The sequence below is a fragment of the Kitasatospora sp. NPDC088779 genome (assembly GCF_040685395.1).
Lineage (GTDB): Bacteria > Actinomycetota > Actinomycetes > Streptomycetales > Streptomycetaceae > Kitasatospora.
The window spans coordinates 258423-277620 of the sequence record NZ_JBFBHW010000004.1 but is presented as its reverse complement, the minus strand read 5'-3'; the positions used below and the strand labels follow the sequence as shown (position 1 = coordinate 277620).

The 19198-nt window shown below is 73.9% G+C and carries 15 protein-coding genes and 2 pseudogenes; 14 read left to right on the top strand and 3 right to left on the bottom strand.

Going from position 1 to position 19198, the window contains the following annotated elements; all coding sequences use genetic code 11:
- The first annotated feature begins 29 nt into the window (after positions 1–29).
- Complete coding sequence (locus tag AB0P03_RS05525; protein WP_363627896.1) at positions 30–1490, top strand: acyltransferase; 1461 nt, start codon at positions 30–32, stop codon at positions 1488–1490.
- A 74-nt stretch (positions 1491–1564) separates the two neighbouring features.
- On the opposite strand, the gene manA is transcribed toward AB0P03_RS05525, so the two are convergent.
- The gene (gene manA, locus AB0P03_RS05520; RefSeq protein WP_363579853.1) at positions 1565–2755 is read right to left on the bottom strand and encodes a mannose-6-phosphate isomerase, class I; all 1191 of its coding nucleotides are present in this window, start codon (positions 2753–2755) and stop codon (positions 1565–1567) included.
- 329 nt (positions 2756–3084) lie between these two features.
- Between manA and AB0P03_RS05515 the strand changes: the two genes are divergently transcribed.
- The 11 genes and pseudogenes from AB0P03_RS05515 to AB0P03_RS05465 all read left to right on the top strand — a co-directional run bounded on the left by AB0P03_RS05515 (position 3085) and on the right by AB0P03_RS05465 (position 14782).
- Positions 3085–3849 carry a polyprenol monophosphomannose synthase gene (locus AB0P03_RS05515; RefSeq protein WP_363579852.1) on the top strand — a complete coding sequence of 255 codons (765 nt, stop codon included), beginning with the start codon at positions 3085–3087 and terminating at the stop codon, positions 3847–3849.
- A gap of 232 nt (positions 3850–4081) precedes the next feature.
- On the top strand, positions 4082–5101 hold the full coding sequence (locus tag AB0P03_RS05510) for an MBL fold metallo-hydrolase (protein WP_363627895.1): 1020 nt from the start codon (positions 4082–4084) through the stop codon (positions 5099–5101).
- Between the two features lie 16 nt (positions 5102–5117).
- Positions 5118–5693 (top strand): annotated as a pseudogene (locus AB0P03_RS05505) (NTP transferase domain-containing protein); the annotation flags it as partial.
- 102 nt (positions 5694–5795) lie between these two features.
- A pseudogene (locus AB0P03_RS05500) lies at positions 5796–6077 on the top strand (DUF6457 domain-containing protein); the annotation flags it as partial.
- Positions 6074–7375, top strand: a complete 1302-nt coding sequence (locus tag AB0P03_RS05495) for a molybdopterin molybdotransferase MoeA (RefSeq protein ID WP_363627894.1) — start codon at positions 6074–6076, stop codon at positions 7373–7375. The pseudogene AB0P03_RS05500 and the gene AB0P03_RS05495, both read left to right, overlap by 4 nt.
- 49 nt (positions 7376–7424) lie before the next feature.
- Positions 7425–8471, top strand: a complete 1047-nt coding sequence (locus AB0P03_RS05490; RefSeq protein ID WP_363627893.1) for a potassium channel family protein — start codon at positions 7425–7427, stop codon at positions 8469–8471.
- A gap of 47 nt (positions 8472–8518) precedes the next feature.
- Positions 8519–9496 carry an NAD(P)H-quinone oxidoreductase gene (locus tag AB0P03_RS05485; RefSeq protein WP_363579848.1) on the top strand — a complete coding sequence of 326 codons (978 nt, stop codon included), beginning with the start codon at positions 8519–8521 and terminating at the stop codon, positions 9494–9496.
- Between the two features lie 134 nt (positions 9497–9630).
- Positions 9631–10308, top strand: a complete 678-nt coding sequence (locus tag AB0P03_RS05480; protein ID WP_363579847.1) for a hypothetical protein — start codon at positions 9631–9633, stop codon at positions 10306–10308.
- Positions 10309–10509: 201 nt separating this feature from the next.
- The gene (locus tag AB0P03_RS05475) at positions 10510–11121 is read left to right on the top strand and encodes a bacterial proteasome activator family protein (protein WP_350876669.1); all 612 of its coding nucleotides are present in this window, start codon (positions 10510–10512) and stop codon (positions 11119–11121) included.
- Between the two features lie 259 nt (positions 11122–11380).
- A complete protein-coding gene (locus AB0P03_RS05470) occupies positions 11381–12868 on the top strand; it encodes a protein kinase (RefSeq protein WP_363627892.1) in 1488 nt (495 codons plus the stop codon).
- Between the two features lie 111 nt (positions 12869–12979).
- A complete protein-coding gene (locus AB0P03_RS05465; protein WP_363627891.1) occupies positions 12980–14782 on the top strand; it encodes a protein kinase in 1803 nt (600 codons plus the stop codon).
- A gap of 20 nt (positions 14783–14802) precedes the next feature.
- Here AB0P03_RS05465 and AB0P03_RS05460 read toward each other — a convergent pair whose 3' ends face one another.
- On the bottom strand, positions 14803–15903 hold the full coding sequence (locus AB0P03_RS05460; RefSeq protein ID WP_363579844.1) for a phosphotransferase: 1101 nt from the start codon (positions 15901–15903) through the stop codon (positions 14803–14805).
- Between the two features lie 67 nt (positions 15904–15970).
- A complete protein-coding gene (locus AB0P03_RS05455) occupies positions 15971–16630 on the bottom strand; it encodes a response regulator transcription factor (protein WP_350876661.1) in 660 nt (219 codons plus the stop codon).
- Positions 16631–17050: 420 nt separating this feature from the next.
- On the opposite strand from AB0P03_RS05455, the gene pdhA reads away from it, so the two are divergent.
- A complete protein-coding gene (gene pdhA / locus AB0P03_RS05450; protein ID WP_363579843.1) occupies positions 17051–18211 on the top strand; it encodes a pyruvate dehydrogenase (acetyl-transferring) E1 component subunit alpha in 1161 nt (386 codons plus the stop codon).
- Complete coding sequence (locus AB0P03_RS05445) at positions 18208–19185, top strand: alpha-ketoacid dehydrogenase subunit beta (RefSeq protein WP_107452899.1); 978 nt, start codon at positions 18208–18210, stop codon at positions 19183–19185. Before pdhA ends, AB0P03_RS05445 begins: the two co-directional genes overlap by 4 nt.
- The last annotated feature ends 13 nt before the right edge of the window (positions 19186–19198 follow it).

The following is a 19198-nucleotide window of genomic DNA, read 5'->3' as shown; positions in this document are numbered from 1 at the left end:
CATCAGTGTGATGAGCTACTGTCCGTGCGGTGAAAACGATACGACAGCTGTCCGCCCGCCGGGCCGGGGGAAGCAAGCAGGCTCGGGCGGGCGGGTCGGCCAGTCGGCTGGGCTGGCTCGACGCGCTTCGCGGCGTGGCCGCCCTGGTGGTGGCGCTCCACCACTTCGACGTCCTGAAGATGCTGCCGGACGGGGTGGCGTCCTTCATCTGGTGGCACGCGGACCTGGGCCTCTACGGCGTCATGCTGTTCTTCCTGGTCAGCGGTTACATCATCCCGGCCTCGCTGGAGCGCCGCGGGGACGTGCGGGCGTTCTGGATCGGACGGATCTTCCGGCTCTGGCCGCCGGTGATCATCGGTATCACGGTGGCGCTGGCCATCATCCCGAAGGGCGACGGCTCGGTCGCGCTCTTCGCCACCGATCACGACCTGATCTACGTGGCCGCCAACTCGACCATGCTGCAGGACTTCATGGGCGTCTGGAACGGCCTGGGCGTCATGTGGACCCTCAGCTACGAGATGGTCTTCTACTACATGGTCACCGCGCTCTTCACGGTCGGCCAGCACCGCCGCAGCGGCCCGATCGCGGTCGGCTTCGCCGGCGTGGCGCTGCTCTTCGGCACCTCCATCGCCTCCCACACGCTGACCAGCGACATCACCTCGACCCGCAACCTGGTCTGGGGCTCCGTCCTGATCGTGCTGTTCGGCTTCGCCTGCGTGCTGAGCGGCCGGCCGAACCTGACCCGGGTCGGGGCGATCACGCTCGGTCTGCTGGGCTTCGTGCTGATGTACAACAACAGCCGGGCCCCGATGTTCGAGACCCTGATGATCTTCGCGACGATGTTCGCGGGCACCGCGATCTACCGGGCCGAGAACCGCCAGATCGACCGCCTCCAGGCGATCCTGTGCTGCGGCTTCGTGGTCGTCGCGGGGGTGGCCGTCGCCTGGATGTACAACCGTGACGGCATGGAGCAGAACACCTGGACGGCCGGCTGGATGGCCTGGGCCGGCTCCTACCTCGGGGCCTGGATCACGTTCGGCATCGGCATGGCGCTGCGCAAGCGCCGCTTCCCGAAGCCGCTCACCTGGCTCGGCGGGATCAGCTTCTCGCTCTACCTGCTGCACGTCCCGCTGGTGCACACCATCCAGCCGCTGCTGCACGTGCCCAAGGTGCCGCCGACGACCGGCGGCAAGCTGATCTGGACGGCCGAGTACCTCGTCGTGATCATGCTGGCGAGCTGGGTGATGTACCGGCTGGTGGAGCTGCCCGTGCAGAAGCTGGGCCGCAAGGTGGCCAAGGCGGTCGAGCGCCGCTGGCCGGGCGGTGCCCCGCAGCCGGCGGTCGCCGCGTCGATCGGGGTGCCCGCGACCGGCGAGGCCGCCGGGGCTGTTCCGGCTCAGTCCGGGGAGAAGGGCCAGAGCGGGGGCCAGGATCAGGAACAGGTGCCGGTCGAGGTCGGAGCCGGCGGCCCGGGGCAACGGGTCGGCTGACCGCCGCACGGACACACCGAGGGCTCGCCTCCCACCCGGGAGGCGAGCCCTCGGCGCGTGGCCCCCGGGCGCCGTCAGACGGTGACGGTGGCGCGGAAGAGGGTCGTGGCGGTGCCGGACAGCCGGGTGGGGGTGCCGGTGGCGGGGAGGAAGGCCGACCGGCCGCGGGCGAGGTCCAGGGTGCTGCCGTCGGCGGCGGTGAGCCGGGCGGTGCCCTCGGTGCAGAGCAGGATCTGCGGGGCGCGGCCGTCGATCTCGCGGTCCCGGCCGTCCAGGACGAAGCGGGAGAGCCGGAACTCGTCGATCGGGACGGGGTAGAGCTCCTCGCCGGCGGTGCCGTCGACCGGGCGGGGGTGCAGCAGCTCGGGGGCGCCGGCCTCGAAGACCAGGACCTTCAGCAGCTCGGGCAGGTCGATGTGCTTGGGGGTGAGGCCGGCCCGCAGCACGTTGTCGGAGTTGGCCTGGAGTTCGACGCAGGCACCCGCCAGGTAGGCGTGCGGCACGCCGGCGTCCAGGTAGAGCGCCTCGCCGGCCCGGAGCCGGAAGTGGTTGAGCAGCAGGGCGGCGATCAGGCCGCGGTCCTCCGGGAAGTCCTCGGCGATCCGGGCGTACGGCCCGTAGTCGCCGGCCGGGTCGGTGCGGGCCAGGGCCTCGGCCGTCTCCCGGACGGTCTCCTCGGCGGCCTTCCCGTCCATGGTGAGGATGGCGGCCAGCGTGCCGCGCAGCGCCTCGGCCTCGTCCTCGACGGCCAGCAGGTCGATCAGCGGGCCGAGCCCGGGCACCGCGAGCCCGGCCATCAGCCCGGCCGCCTCGGCGGGCCGCCGGAAGCCGCAGAGCCCCTCGAAGGCGCCCAGCGCGCAGACCATCTCGGGCTTGTGGTTGGCGTCGCGGTAGCTCCGCTCGGGGGCGTCCAGCGGGACGCCGAGGGCGTTCTCGGCGGCGAACCCGGCGCGGGCCTGCGCGATCGTGGGGTGGGCCTGGATGGACAGCGGGATGCCCGCGGTCAGGATCTTGAACAGGAACGGCAGGGTCGGACCGAACCTGGCGACGGTCGCGGCGCCGAGCTCGCCCTCGGGGTCGGCCGCGATCAGCTCGTCCAGCCGGCGGGGCCCCTCGCCCCGGTCGGCCCGGGACGGGTCGCCGGGGTGGGCGCCCATCCACAGCTCGGCCTGCGGTTCGCCGGTCGGCTCCTGCCCGAGCAGTTCGGGCAGGGCGGTCAGCGACCCCCAGGCGTACGGGCGGACGGTGTTGATGAGCCTGTCCATGCGCGCGGTCCTACTCCTTCGCTGGGTGGCGGGTGTGCCGGATCGTCGGGGCAACGGGCCCGGCGGTGCGGGGGGCCGGGCACGGGCAAGGTCATCGACCCTAGCCGACCGGTGTCGCCCGCGAGGAAACGACGGGTACCGGAGGGGAGTGCCCTGGCCGGACCGGTGGTTCCCGGGCGCGGTAGTAGGATGCCAGGACGCAGTAGTCTCCGCCCTGCACAGCAGTTTCCACCGTGGTCACCCCGTCGGCGGGCTGCCGGCGGAGCCGCGTTCCAGAGTGCGGGCGATGGTGTTCTGACACTCCCCGCCATCGGCCGAGAGGTTTGTACGTGACCGTGAACCAGCAGAGTTTTGCTGATCTCGGCAGGGTCCTGGTGATCATTCCGACCTACAACGAGGCGGAGAACGTCGAGCGGATCGTCGGCCGGGTGCGGGCGGCGGTCCCCGAGGCCCACGTGCTGGTCGCCGACGACAACAGCCCCGACGGCACCGGCGAACTGGCCGACAAGCTGTCCGCCGAGGACCCGAACGTGCACGTCATGCACCGCAAGGGCAAGGAGGGCCTGGGCGCCGCCTACCTCGCGGGCTTCCGTTGGGGCATCGACCACGGCTACGACGTCCTGGTCGAGATGGACGCGGACGGCTCGCACCAGCCCGAGGAGCTGGACCGACTGCTGGGCGCGCTGCGCGGCGCCGACCTGGTGCTGGGCTCGCGCTGGGTGCCGGGCGGCCGGGTGGTGAACTGGCCGAAGTCGCGCCTGCTGCTCTCCCGCGGTGGCTCGACCTACTCGCGGCTGGCGCTGGGCGTGCCGATCCGGGACGTCACCGGCGGCTACCGGGCGTTCCGCAAGGAGACCCTGCTGGGCCTGGGCATGGACGAGGTGGCCTCGGCCGGGTACTGCTTCCAGGTCGACCTGGCCTGGCGCACGGTGAAGGCCGGGTTCAAGGTGGCCGAGGTGCCGATCACCTTCGTCGAGCGCGAGCTGGGCGCGTCCAAGATGAGCCGCAACATCGTGGTCGAGGCGCTGTGGCGGGTGACCGCCTGGGGCGTCTCCGACCGGCTGGCCCGCCTGCGCGGCGCGGTCAAGCGCTGACCTCCACGACGTAACCGCCCGGGGCCCGTCCGTCGTCACGACGGACGGGCCCCGGGCGGTTACGTGCCCTGGGGCAGGCCGCCCACAACGCCGAGGCGCCGGCCGTTTGAACCGCGGTGTGACCTGAGCCGGAAGGCGCGCCCCGCCGGGCGCGCCTTCCGCGCAATCCGACACCGGTACTCCCATGCTGTAGGGCGCAGGAAGTCCGACCGCCGACCAGAGGGAGCAGCCAGTGACGTCGTCCCCGCCCGAGGAGGGCGCCGGCGCGGAGCGCACGGCCGCCGAGGCCGCCGCCCCGGACCCCGAGCGGCCCGCCCGCCCGCTGGAGATCGCCGTCTTCACCGGCCCCGAATCGGCCTTCTTCGCCACCTCCACCCTGATCCTCGGCGAGCGGACCGCGATCCTGGTCGACGCCCAGCTCACCCGCAGCGCCGGCCGCGAACTCGCCGAATGGGTCGCCGGCAAGGGCCGCCGACTGCTCGCCATCGTCGTCACCCACCACCACCCCGACCACTACTTCGGCGCCGAGGAGGTGCTGAGGCTCTTCCCCGACGCCCGGCTGCTGGCCGCGCCCGCCGTGGTCGACGGCATCCGGCGCACCGCCGCCGCCAAGGTCGCCCAGTGGAAGCCGGTCTACGGCGACGACATCCCGGACCACCCGCTGATCCCCGCCCCGCTGCTGCCGCAGCCGCTCATGCTCGACCGCCAGGTCATCCCCGTGCTGCTGCTCGGCCAGGCCGACTGCGGCGACTCGACGGTCGTCCACGTGCCGAGCATCCGGACGGTGATCGCCGGGGACTTCGCCTACAACGGCACCCACGTCTGGACCGCCGACACCACCCCGGCCCAGCGCACCACCTGGGGCCACAACCTCGGCCGGATCGCCGACCTCGGCGTGGACCGGGTCATCGCCGGCCACCGCGCCCCCGACCAGGGCGACGACGCCGCCCGGGTGCTCGCCTTCACCGGCGAGTACCTCCAGGACTTCGACCGGCTGCTGGCCGAGCACCCGCACGACCCGGAGGCACTGGTCACCGCGATGAACGAGCGGTACGGGGAGCTGACGCTGCCGGCCATCCTGGAACTGGGTGCCGCCGCCAACACCGCCCGGGCGGCGCGAGGGGGCGAGATCGTCGAGGCGGAGATCGTCGAGGACGACATCATCGAGGCGGAGATCGTCGAGGACGAGCTCGTCGAGGAGCCCGAGGAGTCCACGGAGTCCCCGGAGCGCGGGACGGGCGGAGCCGAGTAGGGCGGATACTGGCCGCATGACGCCCTACGACGTGATCGTCCCGGCCGGCGGGGGCGCCCGTCGCCTCGGCGGGGCCGACAAACCCGGGCTGACCGTGGGCGAGACCACCCTGCTCGACCGGGTGCTCGCGGCCTGCGCGGGCGCCCGCACCACCGTCGTGGTCGGCCCCGGCCGGCCGACCGCGCGCACCGGCGTCCGCTGGACCAGGGAGCAGCCGCCGGGCGGTGGGCCGGTCGCCGCCGTCGCCGCCGGACTCGACCTGGTCACCGCGCCGACCGTGCTGCTGCTCGCCGCCGACCTGCCGTTCCTGGACCGGCGGACCGTCGACCGGCTGGTCACCGCCCTCGCCGAGGCAGGCCCGGCCGTCGACGCCGCCGTCCTGGTCGACGCCGGCGGGCGCGACCAGCCGCTCGCCGCCGCCTACCGCACCGCCCCGCTGCGCACCGCGCTGGCCGCCCTCGGCGATCCGGCCGGTCTCCCGCTGCGCCGCCTCACCGGCGGTCTCGCCCGGCAGTTGGTGGCCGACACCGACAACGTCGCCTACGACTGCGACACCTGGGAGGACCTCGAACAGGCCCGGGAGCGCGACCGGTCGTAGGGGCGCCCTCCGGGTCCGTGTTCACGGCCCGCGCGGGTGTCCGTGCGGGAAACGACGCGCGCCGCACACGGGGCGAACACTCCGGGGAAACCGCCGATCAGGCAGCATGGGCGCATGGAGCGCACGCTGGAAGACTGGATCGCCGAGGTCAGGGCCGACCTGGGCATCGACCTGGACGTCGACGTCCGGGGACTGCTCGACCTCGCCCGGGTGGTCGCGCACGGGGTGGCCCGCCCGGCCGCGCCGCTGACCGCCTTTCTGATCGGCTACGCGGCCGCCCAGCAGGGCGGCGGGCCGGAGGCCGTGGCCGAGGCCGCCCGGCGGACCGCCGCGCTCGCCGAGCGCTGGAGCGCCGCCGCCGGGCCGGGCGAGCCGTGAGCGCCGTCGGCCAGACCACCGTGGCCGCCCCGTCGACCGGTCCCGGCGTGCTGAGCTGGGCGCAGGCCCGCGAGGCCGCCCGCCGGGCCGGGCTGCGTCCGCTGCCGGCGGTCGGGCTGCCGCTCGCCGAGGCGCTCGGCCGCACCCTCGCCGAGCCGCTCACCGCGCTGACCGACCTGCCCGCCTTCGACACCTCCGCGATGGACGGCTGGGCGGTCGCCGGGCCGGGCCCCTGGCGGGTCGCCGGGCGGGTGCTGGCCGGCCGGGCCGCGTCCGCGCCGCTGGCCGACGGCGCCGCCGTCGAGATCGCCACCGGCGCCCAACTGCCGCCCGGCGCCACCGCCGTCCTGCGCCGTGAGCACGGCCGCACGGACGGCACGCTGCTGCACGACTGCGGCCACCAATCGCTGACCACCGGTCAGGACGTCCGCCCGCGCGGCCAGGAGTGCCGCCGCGGCGAGGCGTTGCTGCCCGGTGGCGCCCTGGTCGGCCCGGCCGTGCTCGGCCTGGCCGCCGCCTGCGGTCACGACCGGCTCGCCGTGCGCCGTCGCCCGGTGGTCGAACTGCTCGTCCTCGGCGATGAGTTGCTCGCCTCGGGCGTCCCAGGTCCGGGCCTGGTCCGGGACGCGCTCGGGCCGCTGCTGCCGCCCTGGCTGCGGGCGGCCGGTGCCGAGGTGGCCGAAGTGCGGTCCGTCCGGGACGACTTCGGGCTGCTCCGGGACGCGCTGCGGCACTCCACCGCCGACATCGTGGTCACCACCGGCGGAACGGCGGCCGGCCCGGTCGACTTCCTGCACCGGGCCCTCGCCGAGGCCGGGGCCCGGCTGCTGGTGGACGGCGTGGCCGTCCGCCCCGGACACCCGATGCTGCTGGCCGAACTCCCGTCGGCCGCATGCCCGTCAGCCGGCCCCGCCCGGAGCGGGCTTCCGGGCGGGGACCCAGCCGGGCTTCCGGGTGGGCTTCCGGGTGGGCTTCCGGGCGGGCGGCACCTGGTGGGCCTGCCCGGCAACCCGCTGGCCGCCGTCGCCGGGACGGTCACCCTCGCCCTGCCGCTGCTGCACGCCCGCAGCGGGCGGTCCGCCGTCACCCCGGCCCTCGCACCCACCGCCGTCGGCCTGCCCGGGCACCCGGTGGACACCCGGCTGCTGCCCGTCCGGCACACCGCCGACGGCGTCGTCCCGCTCGCCTTCGACGGGCCCGCGATGCTGCGCGGCCTCGCCCGGGCCGAGGCGCTGGCCGTGGTCCCGCCCGGCGGCGCGGCGGCCGGCGAACCCGTCGAACTGCTGGAGGCGCCGTGAACGGGCCCACCGGGGCGTGCGCGCCCCACGACAGCGGGGAGGTGGCCGCATGAGCAGGCTGCGGGGTGCGCCCGCCCCGGGGACCGAGCCGTGGCCGGACGCCGGGATCGTGCTGCCCGCCCGGCGGAGCGCGCCGGCCCTCCGACAGGTCGGCTCCCGGCTGCTGCTGGCGCTCGCCGTCCTGGTCGCCACGACGCTGATCGTCTACGTCGACCGGGACGGTTACAACGACAACGCGGGCGACGGGGTCAGCTTCCTGGACGCGGCGTACTACGCCACCGTGACGCTGTCCACCACCGGGTACGGCGACATCACCCCGTACAGCGACGGCGCCCGGCTCACCAACATCTTCGTGATCACCCCGCTGCGCGTGGTGTTCCTGATCATCCTGGTCGGGACCACGCTGGAGGTGCTCACCGAACGAACCCGCCAGCAGTGGCGGTTGAACCGCTGGAGGTCCACCGTGCGCGAGCACACCGTCGTCATCGGGTACGGCACCAAGGGCCGCAGCGCCGTCGACACCCTGCTCGGGCAGGGCGTGAAGAAGGACGAGATCGTCGTCGTCGACCCGCAGCGCAAGGTGATCGACCAGGCCGCCCGGCACGGGCTGGTCGGCGTGGTCGGCGACGCCACCCGCACCGACACGCTGCTGCGGGCCGAGGTGCCCACCGCCGCCCGGGTCGTGGTCGCGCCGGAACGGGACGACACCGCCGTCCTGGTCACGCTGACGGCGCGCCAGCTGAACAAGGGCGCCACCGTGGTCGCGGCCGTCCGGGAGGACGAGAACGCCCCGCTGCTGCGGCAGAGCGGCGCCGACGTCGTCGTGACCAGCTCCAGTTCGGCCGGGCGGCTGCTCGGCCTGTCGATGCTCAGCCCGCACGCCGGCGCGGTGATGGAGGACCTGCTCACCTACGGCAACGGCCTGGACGTGGTCGAGCGCCCCGTCACCCGGGCCGAGGCCGGGCACAGCCCGCGCGCGTGCGAGGACCTGGTGGTCGCGGTGGTCCGCGGCCGGCGGGTGCTCAACTACACCGAGCCCGAGGCCGCCGTGCTCCAGCTCACCGACCGGGTGATCGTGATCAAGTCGACCGGCTGACGCGGGCCTTGCCCGCTCCTCGCCATGACGCGCAGTAGGTTCGGGGCATGCATGCGATGACGATTCCCGTACCCGGTGGTCCCGAGGCACTCGTGTGGGCGGAGGTGCCCGACCCGGTGCCCGGCGAGGGCGAGGTCCTGGTCGAGGTGGCGGCCACCGCCGTCAACCGCGCCGACCTGCTCCAGCGGCAGGGCAACTACAACCCGCCGCCCGGCGCCTCGCCCTACCCCGGGCTGGAGTGCGCCGGGCGGATCGTCGCCCTCGGCCCGGGCGTGTCCGGCTGGGCGGTCGGCGACGAGGTGTGCGCGCTGCTGTCCGGCGGCGGGTACGCGCAGCTCGTCGCGGTGCCGACCGGGCAGCTGCTGCCGCTGCCCAAGGGCCTGGGCTTCGAGGAGGCCGCCGCGCTGCCCGAGGTCGCCTGCACGGTGTGGTCCAACGTGTTCCTCACCGCCCACCTGCGGCCCGGCGAGACGGTGCTGCTGCACGGCGGCGCGAGCGGCATCGGGACCATGGCGATCCAGCTGGCCAAGGCGGTGGGCGCGCGGGTCGCGGTGACCGCGGGCAGCGCCGGGAAGCTGGCCCGGTGCGTCGAACTCGGTGCCGACATCGCGATCGACTACCGCGAGCAGGACTTCGTCGAGGTGCTCAAGGAGGCCACCGGCGGGGCCGGGGTGGACGTGATCCTGGACATCATGGGCGCCAAGTACCTGCAGCGGAACGTGGACGCGCTGGCCGTCAACGGGCGGCTGGTGATCATCGGGCTGCAGGGCGGCGTGAAGGGCGAGCTCGACCTCAACGCGCTGCTGCGCAAGCGCGCCGCGGTGATCGCCACCAATCTGCGCGGGCGCCCGTTGGCGGAGAAGGCGGCGATCGTGGCGGCGGTGCGCGAGCACGTGTGGCCGCTGGTGGAGTCCGGGGTGGTGAAGCCGGTGATCGACCGGGTGCTGCCGCTGACCGACGCCGGCGACGGGCACCGGGTGCTGGAGGCGGGGGAGCAGGTCGGCAAGGTCGTGCTGCGGGCCTGATCCTGGTCCGAGGGCCTGCGGCCCGAGGCGGGACGTCCGAAATGCCCTGATCGTCGGATTGTGTGAGGCTGGTTCGGAGCTGTCCCGCCGCCGACCCCGCCGCGCGCGGTCGGCCGTCGGAAGGACCTCCGACCGTGGCCGCACCAACGCACCTCCTCGGGCCGCTGCCCGCCGCGCCGCACCACCGTCGTACCCGCCGTACCCGCCGTACCGGCCCGGGCCGGGCCCAGCGACTGATCGCGGCGGCCGTGCTCGGGCTCACGCTCCCGCTGGCCGCCGCTTCGGCGGCCGCCGCCGTCGGGCCGGCGGCGGCGTCGCCGTCCCCGTTCACCGCTGAGCCCGCCGCCGTGGGCAGGCCGGAGCCAGCGGCCGTTCCGGCGGTCGGGCCGCCGCGGCACCCGCGCCCCGGCCGGGGCGACGGGGTCTACCGGCGCTGGGCGGTGTGGGCGCCCGAGCGCGCCGACAGCGCCCCGGAGCGGGCGCCGGAGCGGGCTCCCGAGCAGAACCCCGAGCAGAACCCTGCGCAGGTTCCCGAGCAGAACCCCGACCAGGTTCCTGACCGGAGCACCGGGCAGGCCGGTGCGGGGGACCAGCCCGAGGCCGACCAGGGCACCCCGGACGCGGCGGCTCCCGGCGCCGACGCCGCACCGGACGCCGCCACCGCGGCCGCCCAAGCCGTCGCCGCCGCCGTCCCCGCCGTCCTGCCCGCCCGCTGGCGGGACGCCTCGACCGTCCAGTTCCCGCTGGGCGCGGGGCTGGGGTTGATCGGCTGCGGCCTGGGGTTGATCGGGTTGCGGCTGCGCCGGGGGTGAGCCGCGGGGTGGGGGCGGCGGCGGGGTAGGTTCCGTGAGGGGTGTGTGCACGCCCCAGGGGGGCCGGGGCGGGCCGGGAGCTGAGTATCCGTACGGATTCCGGGGCGGCGCCCGGGGGCGTACCGTCGTCAGCGGTGGCTCAGGACGGCGGTTGTACGGGGGCTTCCGCCCGACCAACCCCAGTGAGAGAGAATGTTGTTCATGACGAATCCGATGAACGAGCGCTCGTTTCAGCAGCCATTCCAGGCCGCGGGCGGGCAGTCGCAGGACGGCCAGAAGGTGCTGATCGTCGGACCGGACGGGCTGCCCGTGGGCCAGGGGTTCGCCGGCTCGGCGGGGGACGAGGACGAGGGCGACCTGCCGCGGGAGCTCCCGGTGACCGAGATGGTCGAGCAGCCCGCGAAGGTCATGCGCATCGGCAGCATGATCAAGCAGCTGCTGGAGGAGGTCCGGGCGGCGCCCCTCGACGAGGCCAGCCGGGCCCGGCTGAAGGACATCCACGCCAGCTCGATCAAGGAGCTGGAGCTCGGTCTGGCCCCCGAGCTGGTCGCCGAGCTGGAACGGCTGTCGCTGCCCTTCACCGAGGACAGCATTCCGACCGAGGCGGAGCTGCGGATCGCCCAGGCCCAGCTGGTCGGCTGGCTGGAGGGCCTGTTCCACGGGATCCAGACCGCGCTGTTCGCCCAGCAGATGGCGGCGCGGGCCCAGCTGGAGCAGATGCGGCGGGCGCTGCCGCCCGGTCTGCACGGCGGCGAGCCGGACGAGGACGAGCCGGGCCAGGGCCGCGGCATCCGCTCCGGCCCGTACCTGTAACGGGCCGCCGACACCGGACGTACCACGACGGTCCGCCCCGGGCCGGGGCGCCGCCGGAGGGCGCCCCGGCGGTCCGGGGGCAGGACCGGCCCTGGACCGATCACCGTCGGCGTCAGCCGGTACCCTGACCCCTGTCGCAGGCCGGTCGCACCGCCGCGGCAGGGGTCCGCCAGGCCCGCGGGCCCGGCCCACCACGCACGGACGAGACCGAACGTCACGGTCGCGGCGCCACGGCCGCGCCGAGGGGGAGCAGAGGACCATGAGCGAGCACGGCAACGCGGCGGTCGGGGGCTCCTCCCTGGGCAACGGCCGCTATGTGCTGCAGCGGCTGCTGGGCGAGGGCGGCATGGCCTCGGTGCACCTCGCGTACGACAGCGTGCTGGACCGGCAGGTCGCGCTGAAGAGCATGCACAACGAGCTGGGCCGGGACGCCTCGTTCAAGGAGCGGTTCCGCCGCGAGGCGCAGGCGGTGGCCCGGCTGGAGCACCCGAACATCGTCACGGTGTACGACAGCGGCGAGGACGTCGCGCCGGACGGCTCCAGCACCCCGTACATCGTCATGCAGCTGGTCGACGGCAAGGGCCTGCGCGAGGCGATCAACGAGGCGGTCGCCCAGTACGGCGCGATGCCGACCGAGGAGGCCCTGCGGGTCGTCGTCGGCGTGCTGAACGCGCTGGAGGCCTCGCACGACATGTCCCTGGTGCACCGCGACATCAAGCCCGGCAACGTCATGTTCGATCGCAAGGGCAACGTCAAGGTCATGGACTTCGGCATCGCCCGGGCGCTGGAACCGGGCGCCACGTCGATGACGCAGACCGGCATGGTGGTCGGCACCCCGCAGTACCTGTCGCCCGAGCAGGCGCTCGGCAAGCCGGTGGACGCCCGCTCCGACCTCTACTCGGTCGGCGTGATGCTCTTCGAGATGCTCACCGGGCAGCTGGTCTTCGACGGCGACTCGGCGTTCTCGATCGCCTACAAGCACGTCCAGGAGGAGCCGCCGGCGCCGTCCACCCTCAACCGGTCGGTCACCCCGGCGGTGGACGCCTTCGTCGCCCAGGCGCTGCGCAAGGACCCGGCGCACCGGTTCCAGAGCGCGGCGGCGATGCGGGACGAGGCGGAGCGGCTGATCGCGGCCGCGAAGGGCGGCGGCAGCGGGCACCCGTTGCAGGCCAGTACGCCGCTGGTGATCAACGAGGGCCCGCGCTCGGTGCACGCGGCGCCGCAGACCCCGCAGACCCCGCACCCCCAGTACCTCCAGCAGTCTCCGCAGCAGCCTCCGCCGCCGCAGCAGCCGCAGTACCGGACCCCGCCGCCGGCCTTCCAGCCGCCGCGTCCACAAGGGCCGCAGACCCCGCACCCCCAGTACCTCCAGCAGCCTCCGCCGCCGCAGCAGCCGCAGTACCGGACCCCGCCGCCGGCCTTCCAGCCGCCGCGTCCACAAGGGCCGCACACGCCGCACCCCCAGTACCTCCAGCAGGCCCCGCCGCAGCGGGCGCACACCCCGCCGCCGCAGCCGATGCCGCCGTACCAGCAGCCGAAGGCGCCCAGCGGCGGCGGCTGCTCGACGGCCGCGGTCGTCATCGTGATCATCGTCGGCGTGCTCGTGCTGGCCGGCATCATCATCGCGATCGTGGTCAACAAGGCGCAGGACAACAAGTCGAAGACCAAGACCGGGCACACCACCGGTGAGCGGCCCGCAGTGGTGCTGGTGGTTGACCTTCCGGTCGACCGGAATGGCCTGCTCTGACGCTTTCCGGCCGGTTCGGGCGTGCCACGGGCCCGCGCCGGAGGCGGTAGCGTTCGGGGATACGAAGCGACAGGGCACCGCGATCCGAGCGAACGCCCGGGGCGAGGAGCGATGGCACAGACGCAGCAGCCGGATGACGGAACGGGTGCCGGAGCTGACGGCCGGACCGGCGGGACGCCGAGGATGCCCGGACCCGGCAGCGACGCCGCGACCAGCGCGTTTCCCCCGGTCGGGCCCGGCGGCCCGCAGACCCCCGGCCGCGGTACGGCCGCGCCGCTGGGCACGGTCGGCGACGGCCGCTACCGGCTGACCTACCGGCTCGGCCGCGGCGGCATGGCCGAGGTGTTCGCGGCCGAGGACGTACGGCTGGGACGGACGGTCGCGGTCAAGCTGCTCCGCGGCGAGCTGGCCCAGGACGACATCGCCCGGCTGCGGTTCACCCGCGAGGCACACGCCGTCGCGGGGCTCAACCACCACTCGATCGTCGCGGTCTACGACACCGGCGAGGAGTACGCCGGGGACGAGTCCACGCCGTACATCGTGATGGAGCTGGTCGAGGGCCGGACCGTCCGCGAGCTGCTGGTGGACGAGGACGCGCCGCCGGTCGACCAGGCGCTGATCATCATCGCCGGGGTGCTGGAGGCGCTGGCGTACAGCCACCGCAACGGCATCGTCCACCGGGACATCAAGCCCGCCAACGTGATCATCACGACCGCGGGCGCCGTCAAGGTGATGGACTTCGGTATCGCCCGGGCGCTGACCGGCACGGCCAGCACCATGACCCAGACCGGCATGGTCATGGGCACCCCGCAGTACCTCTCGCCCGAGCAGGCCCTCGGCAAGCCCGTCGACCACCGCTCCGACCTGTACGCGGCCGGCTGCATGCTGTACGAACTGCTGGCGCTGCGCCCGCCGTTCACCGGCGACACCCCGCTCTCGGTGGTCTACCAGCACGTCCAGGACATGCCGGTGCCGCCCTCGCAGGCCAACGGCCGGGTGCCGGTCGGGCTGGACCAGCTGGTGCTGCGCTCGCTGGCCAAGAACCCGGACGACCGCTTCCAGGACGCCGACGAGTTCCGCGCGCACGTCCAGCACGCGCTGCGCGAGATGCACGGCGCGGGCGGCGCGGGCTGGGCCGGCACCACGGCCGGGCTGGCCGCCGCGGGGCAGGGGAACACCGACGCCACCCAGGTGATCCGGCCCGACCAGACCGCGGCCACCGCGGCCTTCGGCGCGATCGGCCCCGGCGACCAGACCTCGGTGCTGCCCTACCAGGGGATGGGGGGCCCGGGCGGCCCGCACACCCCGTCGACGCCCTACCCGGGGGCCGGCGGCCCCTACGGCGGCGGTGGCGGCGACGACGACGGCGGCTCCGGCCGCCGGCGCGGGCCGTGGGCCTGGGTGGCCGGCGCCGCGGCCGTGCTGCTCGCGGCCGGGGTCGGCATGGCGTTCGCGTTCAGCGGCAACGAACCCGGGAACTCGCACACCGTGCCGCCGACGCCGCTCCCGGCGGTCAGCACGACCGAGCCCAGCACGCCGCCCCAGAGCGGCTCGCAGAGCCCGCCCGCGTCCAACACCGGCAGCCGGCGCCCGACGCAGCCGACCGAGAACGGCAGCAACGGCGGCGGCTACAACAACGGCGGCAGCGGCGGCAACAACAACGGCAACAACAACGGCAACAACAACATGTCGCCGTCGCCGGGTTCGGGCAAGCACTCGACGCCCGCGTCGCCCAGCCAGACCCCCAGCCACACGCAGCCGCCCACCACGGCGCCCGGCACGCCCAGCACGGCGCCGACCACCCCGAGCACGGGAAGCGGCGGCAGCACGGGGGCGGCCACGCAGCCGCCGGCGACCAAGTCGAACCCGCCGGCGACCCAGCCGCCCGCGACCCAGCCGCCGGCGACGCCCTGATCGGGCCGCGCTGACACCGGTCAGTTGGCGAAGGCGTCCAGGACCTGTTCGTACTCCTGGCACCACCACGTCAACTGGCCGGCCGAGGCGGGGTAGAGCGGGTCGGCCCGGTGGTCGGCCCGCTGGTAGCGCCACTGGAGCATCCAGAAGTCGTTCAGCCGCTCCCACCAGACCCGGTGGACGGCGGCGGCCAGGTGTTCGGCGGTGGCGGCTCCGGTGGCCCGGTAGGACTGCGAGTAGTGGCGGACCCGCACCAGGTCGAGGGTGCCGGACGCCCGGTCGTTGAAGAGCAGCGTGGCGGCGCGGACGGCCTCCTCGGCGCGCGGCTGTGGGCCGAGCTTGTCCCAGTCCAGGACGGCCGCGACCGGGCCGCCGTCGGGGCCGTCGCCGTACAGCAGGTTGAGTCCGTGGAAGTCGCCGTGGGTCCAGCCGGTGGGCGGGGCGGTCTGCGGGGCGGGGCGGCGGTGGGCGTGTTCGGCGAGCAGTTCCAGCCTTTCGGTGAGCCTCCGTTCGACCAGCGCGTCCAGGTCGCCGTACGGGCGGTGGGCGCGGGCGTGGCGCCGCAGGTCGCGGGCGAGGTCGGCGCTGTCGAGGGGGTCGGCGGTGCGGTAGCCGGGGGGCTGTTCGAAGGGGGCGCATACGTCGTCGAGCGCGCCGTGCAGTCGGCCGAGCAGCGCGCCGAGCGCGTCGCACTGCGGCGGGGAGAGGTCGGTACCGTGCCGGTGTCGGCCATCCACCCAGGGGAACAGCGCGAACAGCCGGCCGCCGTAGCCGGCCACCGTGCCGGCTCGTTCGGCGCAGGTCAGCGGGGGTGCGACGGGCAGTCCGAGGGCCTGGAGCCCGGCCATCGCCCGGTGGTGGGCGACGATCTTCGGGCGGCTGGCGGTGGCGGCGTCGACGTAGCACTTCAGGAAGTACGCGCCGGTCTCGGTGGTGACCCGGTACCCGCGGTTCAGCAGGCCTTCGGCGACCGGTTCGGCGGTCAGCAGTCCCCCCACCCGATAGCGGCCCAGGACCTCGGCGAGTGCGGCGCGCGGGACGGGCGGACTGAGGGTCCCTATCGGCGGCGCGGAGAGGTCGGGGCGGGCCGGGGAACAGGAGAGGGTCTGGCTGAAAGTCACAGCCAGAGGTTAGGGCCCCCGTGCGGGGGCCCTTGACAAGTCGTCAGTTCTGTGATCGCTGTTCTGATCAGTGCTGCTGGTCCGCCTGGTGCCGCGCCACGAAGGCCGCCGCCTGGGTGCGTCGCTCCATTCCCATCTTGGCGAGCAGACTGGAGACGTAGTTCTTCACCGTCTTCTCGGCCAGGTGCAACTCGTTGCCGATCTGACGGTTGGTCATCCCCTCGCCGATCAGATCGAGGATCCGGCGCTCCTGCTTGGTGAGTTGCGCCAGCCGCTCGTCCTCCTTCTCGCCGCCGTCGCGCAGCCGGGCCAGGACCCGGCTGGTGGCGACCTGGTCGAGCAGCGACTTGCCGGCCGCGACGTCCCGGACGGCGGTGATCAGGTCGGTGCCGCGGATCGCCTTCAGGACGTAGCCGGACGCGCCCGCCATGATCGAGTCGAACAGCGCCTCGTCGTCCGAGAACGAGGTCAGCATCAGGCACTTGATCTCCGGCAGCCGGGACCGGATCTCCCGGCAGACCTCGACCCCGTTGCCGTCCGGCAGCCGGACGTCGAGCACCGCGACGTCGGGGTGGACCGCCGGGATCCGGGTGAGCGCCTCGGCGGCGGTGCCGGCCTCGCCGACCACCTCGATGTCGTCCTCGACCGAGAGCAGGTCGTGCACGCCCCGCCGGACAACCTCGTGATCGTCGAGCAGGAAAACCCTGATTTGTCCGTTATCAGTCACGTCCAAAGCCTCCCATATCACCGTACGGAAGACCTATCGTCCCTGGTGCCGCAGTCAGGCGGTCCGGCCGGGGCGGTCCAAAACCGATACCGAGAACCCCCTTACGTACGGGCTCGCGCCCGGATAACGTGCGCTGGTGTCCTGAAGGCGCCCGAATTGAGAGCTGCGTCACGCGGTCCGTCACCCCCACCCTTCCGACGGCGCGCTGCCCGCGGCACCCTCGGGGTTGTAAGCCCTGAACAAGTAGGACGTCCTAGCGCAAGCGCGCCAAGGGCGGACGCTGGGTAACGTTCTCGTGAGGGACGCCGTCGGAACAGGATCACCACCTGCCCCGCAGTAGGAGCGCACACCCACGCGCGCCCCGCGAGGCGGTGACCGGACCGGTCACCGGCGACCCCGGGCGGCCGGACAGACCGAGGAGTGAACGTGACCGTCAAAAGCACGGCGAGGGCCCGCAAGAAGGCGGCCCCCGGCGTCCCTGACACCCTCCGCGCCACGGGGAAGGACACCCAGCCGGAGCTCGTACAGCTGCTCACCCCGGAAGGCGAACGGGTCGAGCACCCGGACTACCCGCTCACCACCACCCCGGAGGAGCTGCGCGCCCTCTACCGCGACCTGGTGCTGGTCCGCCGGTTCGACGGCGAGGCCACCGCACTCCAGCGCCAGGGCGAGCTGGGCCTGTGGGCCTCGCTGCTCGGCCAGGAGGCCGCCCAGGTCGGCTCCGGCCGTGCCATGCGCACCGGCGACTACGCCTTCCCCACCTACCGCGAGCACGGTGTCGCCTGGTGCCGCGACGTCGACCCGCTCAACCTGCTCGGCATGTTCCGGGGCGTGAACCACGGCGGCTGGGACCCGAACGAGAAGAACTTCCACCTGTACACCATCGTGATCGGCGCGCAGGCCCTGCACGCCACCGGCTACGCGATGGGCATCAGCAAGGACGGCACCGACGACGCGGTCATCGCCTACTTCGGCGACGGCGCCTCCAGCCAGGGCGACGTCAACGAGGCCTTCACCTTCGCCTCGGTCTACAACGCGCCCGTGGTGTTCTTCTGCCAGAACAACCAGTGGGCGATCTCCGAGCCCACCACCACCCAGACCAAGATCCCGCTGTACCGCCGCGCCTCCGGCTTCGGCTTCCCCGGCGTCCGGGTCGACGGCAACGACGTGCTGGCCTGCCTGGCCGTCACCCGCTGGGCGCTCGACCACGCCCGCAGCGGCAACGGCCCGGTGCTGATCGAGGCGTTCACCTACCGGATGGGCGCGCACACCACCTCCGACGACCCCACCCGCTACCGGCCCACCGAGGAGACCGAGGCCTGGAAGGCCAAGGACCCGATCGCCCGGCTCCGCGCCCTCCTGGAGAAGGAGGGCCTGGCCGACGAGGAGTTCTTCACCGCGATCGACGCCGAGAGCGAGCGGCTGGGGCTGCGGGTGCGCGAGGGCGTGCGCGGCATGCCCGACCCGGACCCGACCCTGATCTTCGACCACGTGTACAGCGAGCCGCACGCGCTGGTCGATGAGGAACGGGCCGAGTACGTCCAGTACGCGGCCTCCTTCGAGGCGGGGGAGAACCTCTGATGGCCGGTCAGCTCAGCATTGCCAAGGCGCTCAACGGCGCGCTGCGCAAGTCGCTGGAGAGCGACCCGAAGACCGTCCTGATGGGCGAGGACATCGGCAAGCTCGGCGGCGTCTTCCGGATCACCGACGGCCTGCAGAAGGACTTCGGCGAGGGACGGGTGATCGACACCCCGCTCGCCGAGTCCGGCATCGTCGGCACCGCGATCGGCCTGGCGCTGCGCGGCTACCGCCCGGTGGTGGAGATCCAGTTCGACGGCTTCGTCTACCCGGCCTTCGACCAGATCGTCTCCCAGCTGGCCAAGATGCACGCCCGCGCGCTCGGGAACATCAAGCTCCCGGTCACCATCCGCATCCCCTTCGCGGGCGGCATCGGCGCGGTCGAGCACCACAGCGAGTCGCACGAGGCGTACTTCGCGCACACCGCGGGCCTGCGCGTGGTCAGCCCGTCCAACGCGCACGACGCGCACTGGATGCTGCGGCAGGCCATCGCCTCGGACGACCCGGTGGTCTTCCTGGAGCCCAAGCGCCGGTACTGGGACAAGGGCGAGGTCGGCGACGCCGCCGACCTCGGACTGCACGACGCCCGGATCGTGCGCTCCGGCACCGATGCCACGCTGCTCGCCTACGGCCCGATGGTCAAGGTCTGCCTGGAGGCCGCCGCGGCCGCCGAGGAGGACGGCCGCCGACTGGAGGTCGTCGACCTGCGCTCGCTCTCCCCGGTGGACTTCACCACCCTGGAGGAGTCGGTCAAGCGCACCGGGCGGGCCGTCGTGGTGCACGAGGCGCCGGTCTTCCTGGGCATGGGTGCCGAACTGGCCGCCCGGCTCACCGAACGGTGCTTCTACCACCTGGAGGCGCCCGTCCTGCGGGTCGGCGGCTACCACGCGCCGTATCCGCCGTCCCGCGTCGAGGAGGCCTTCCTCCCCGACCTGGACCGCGTGCTCGACGCCGTCGACCGCGCACTCGCGTACTGATCCGGGGGAGCGA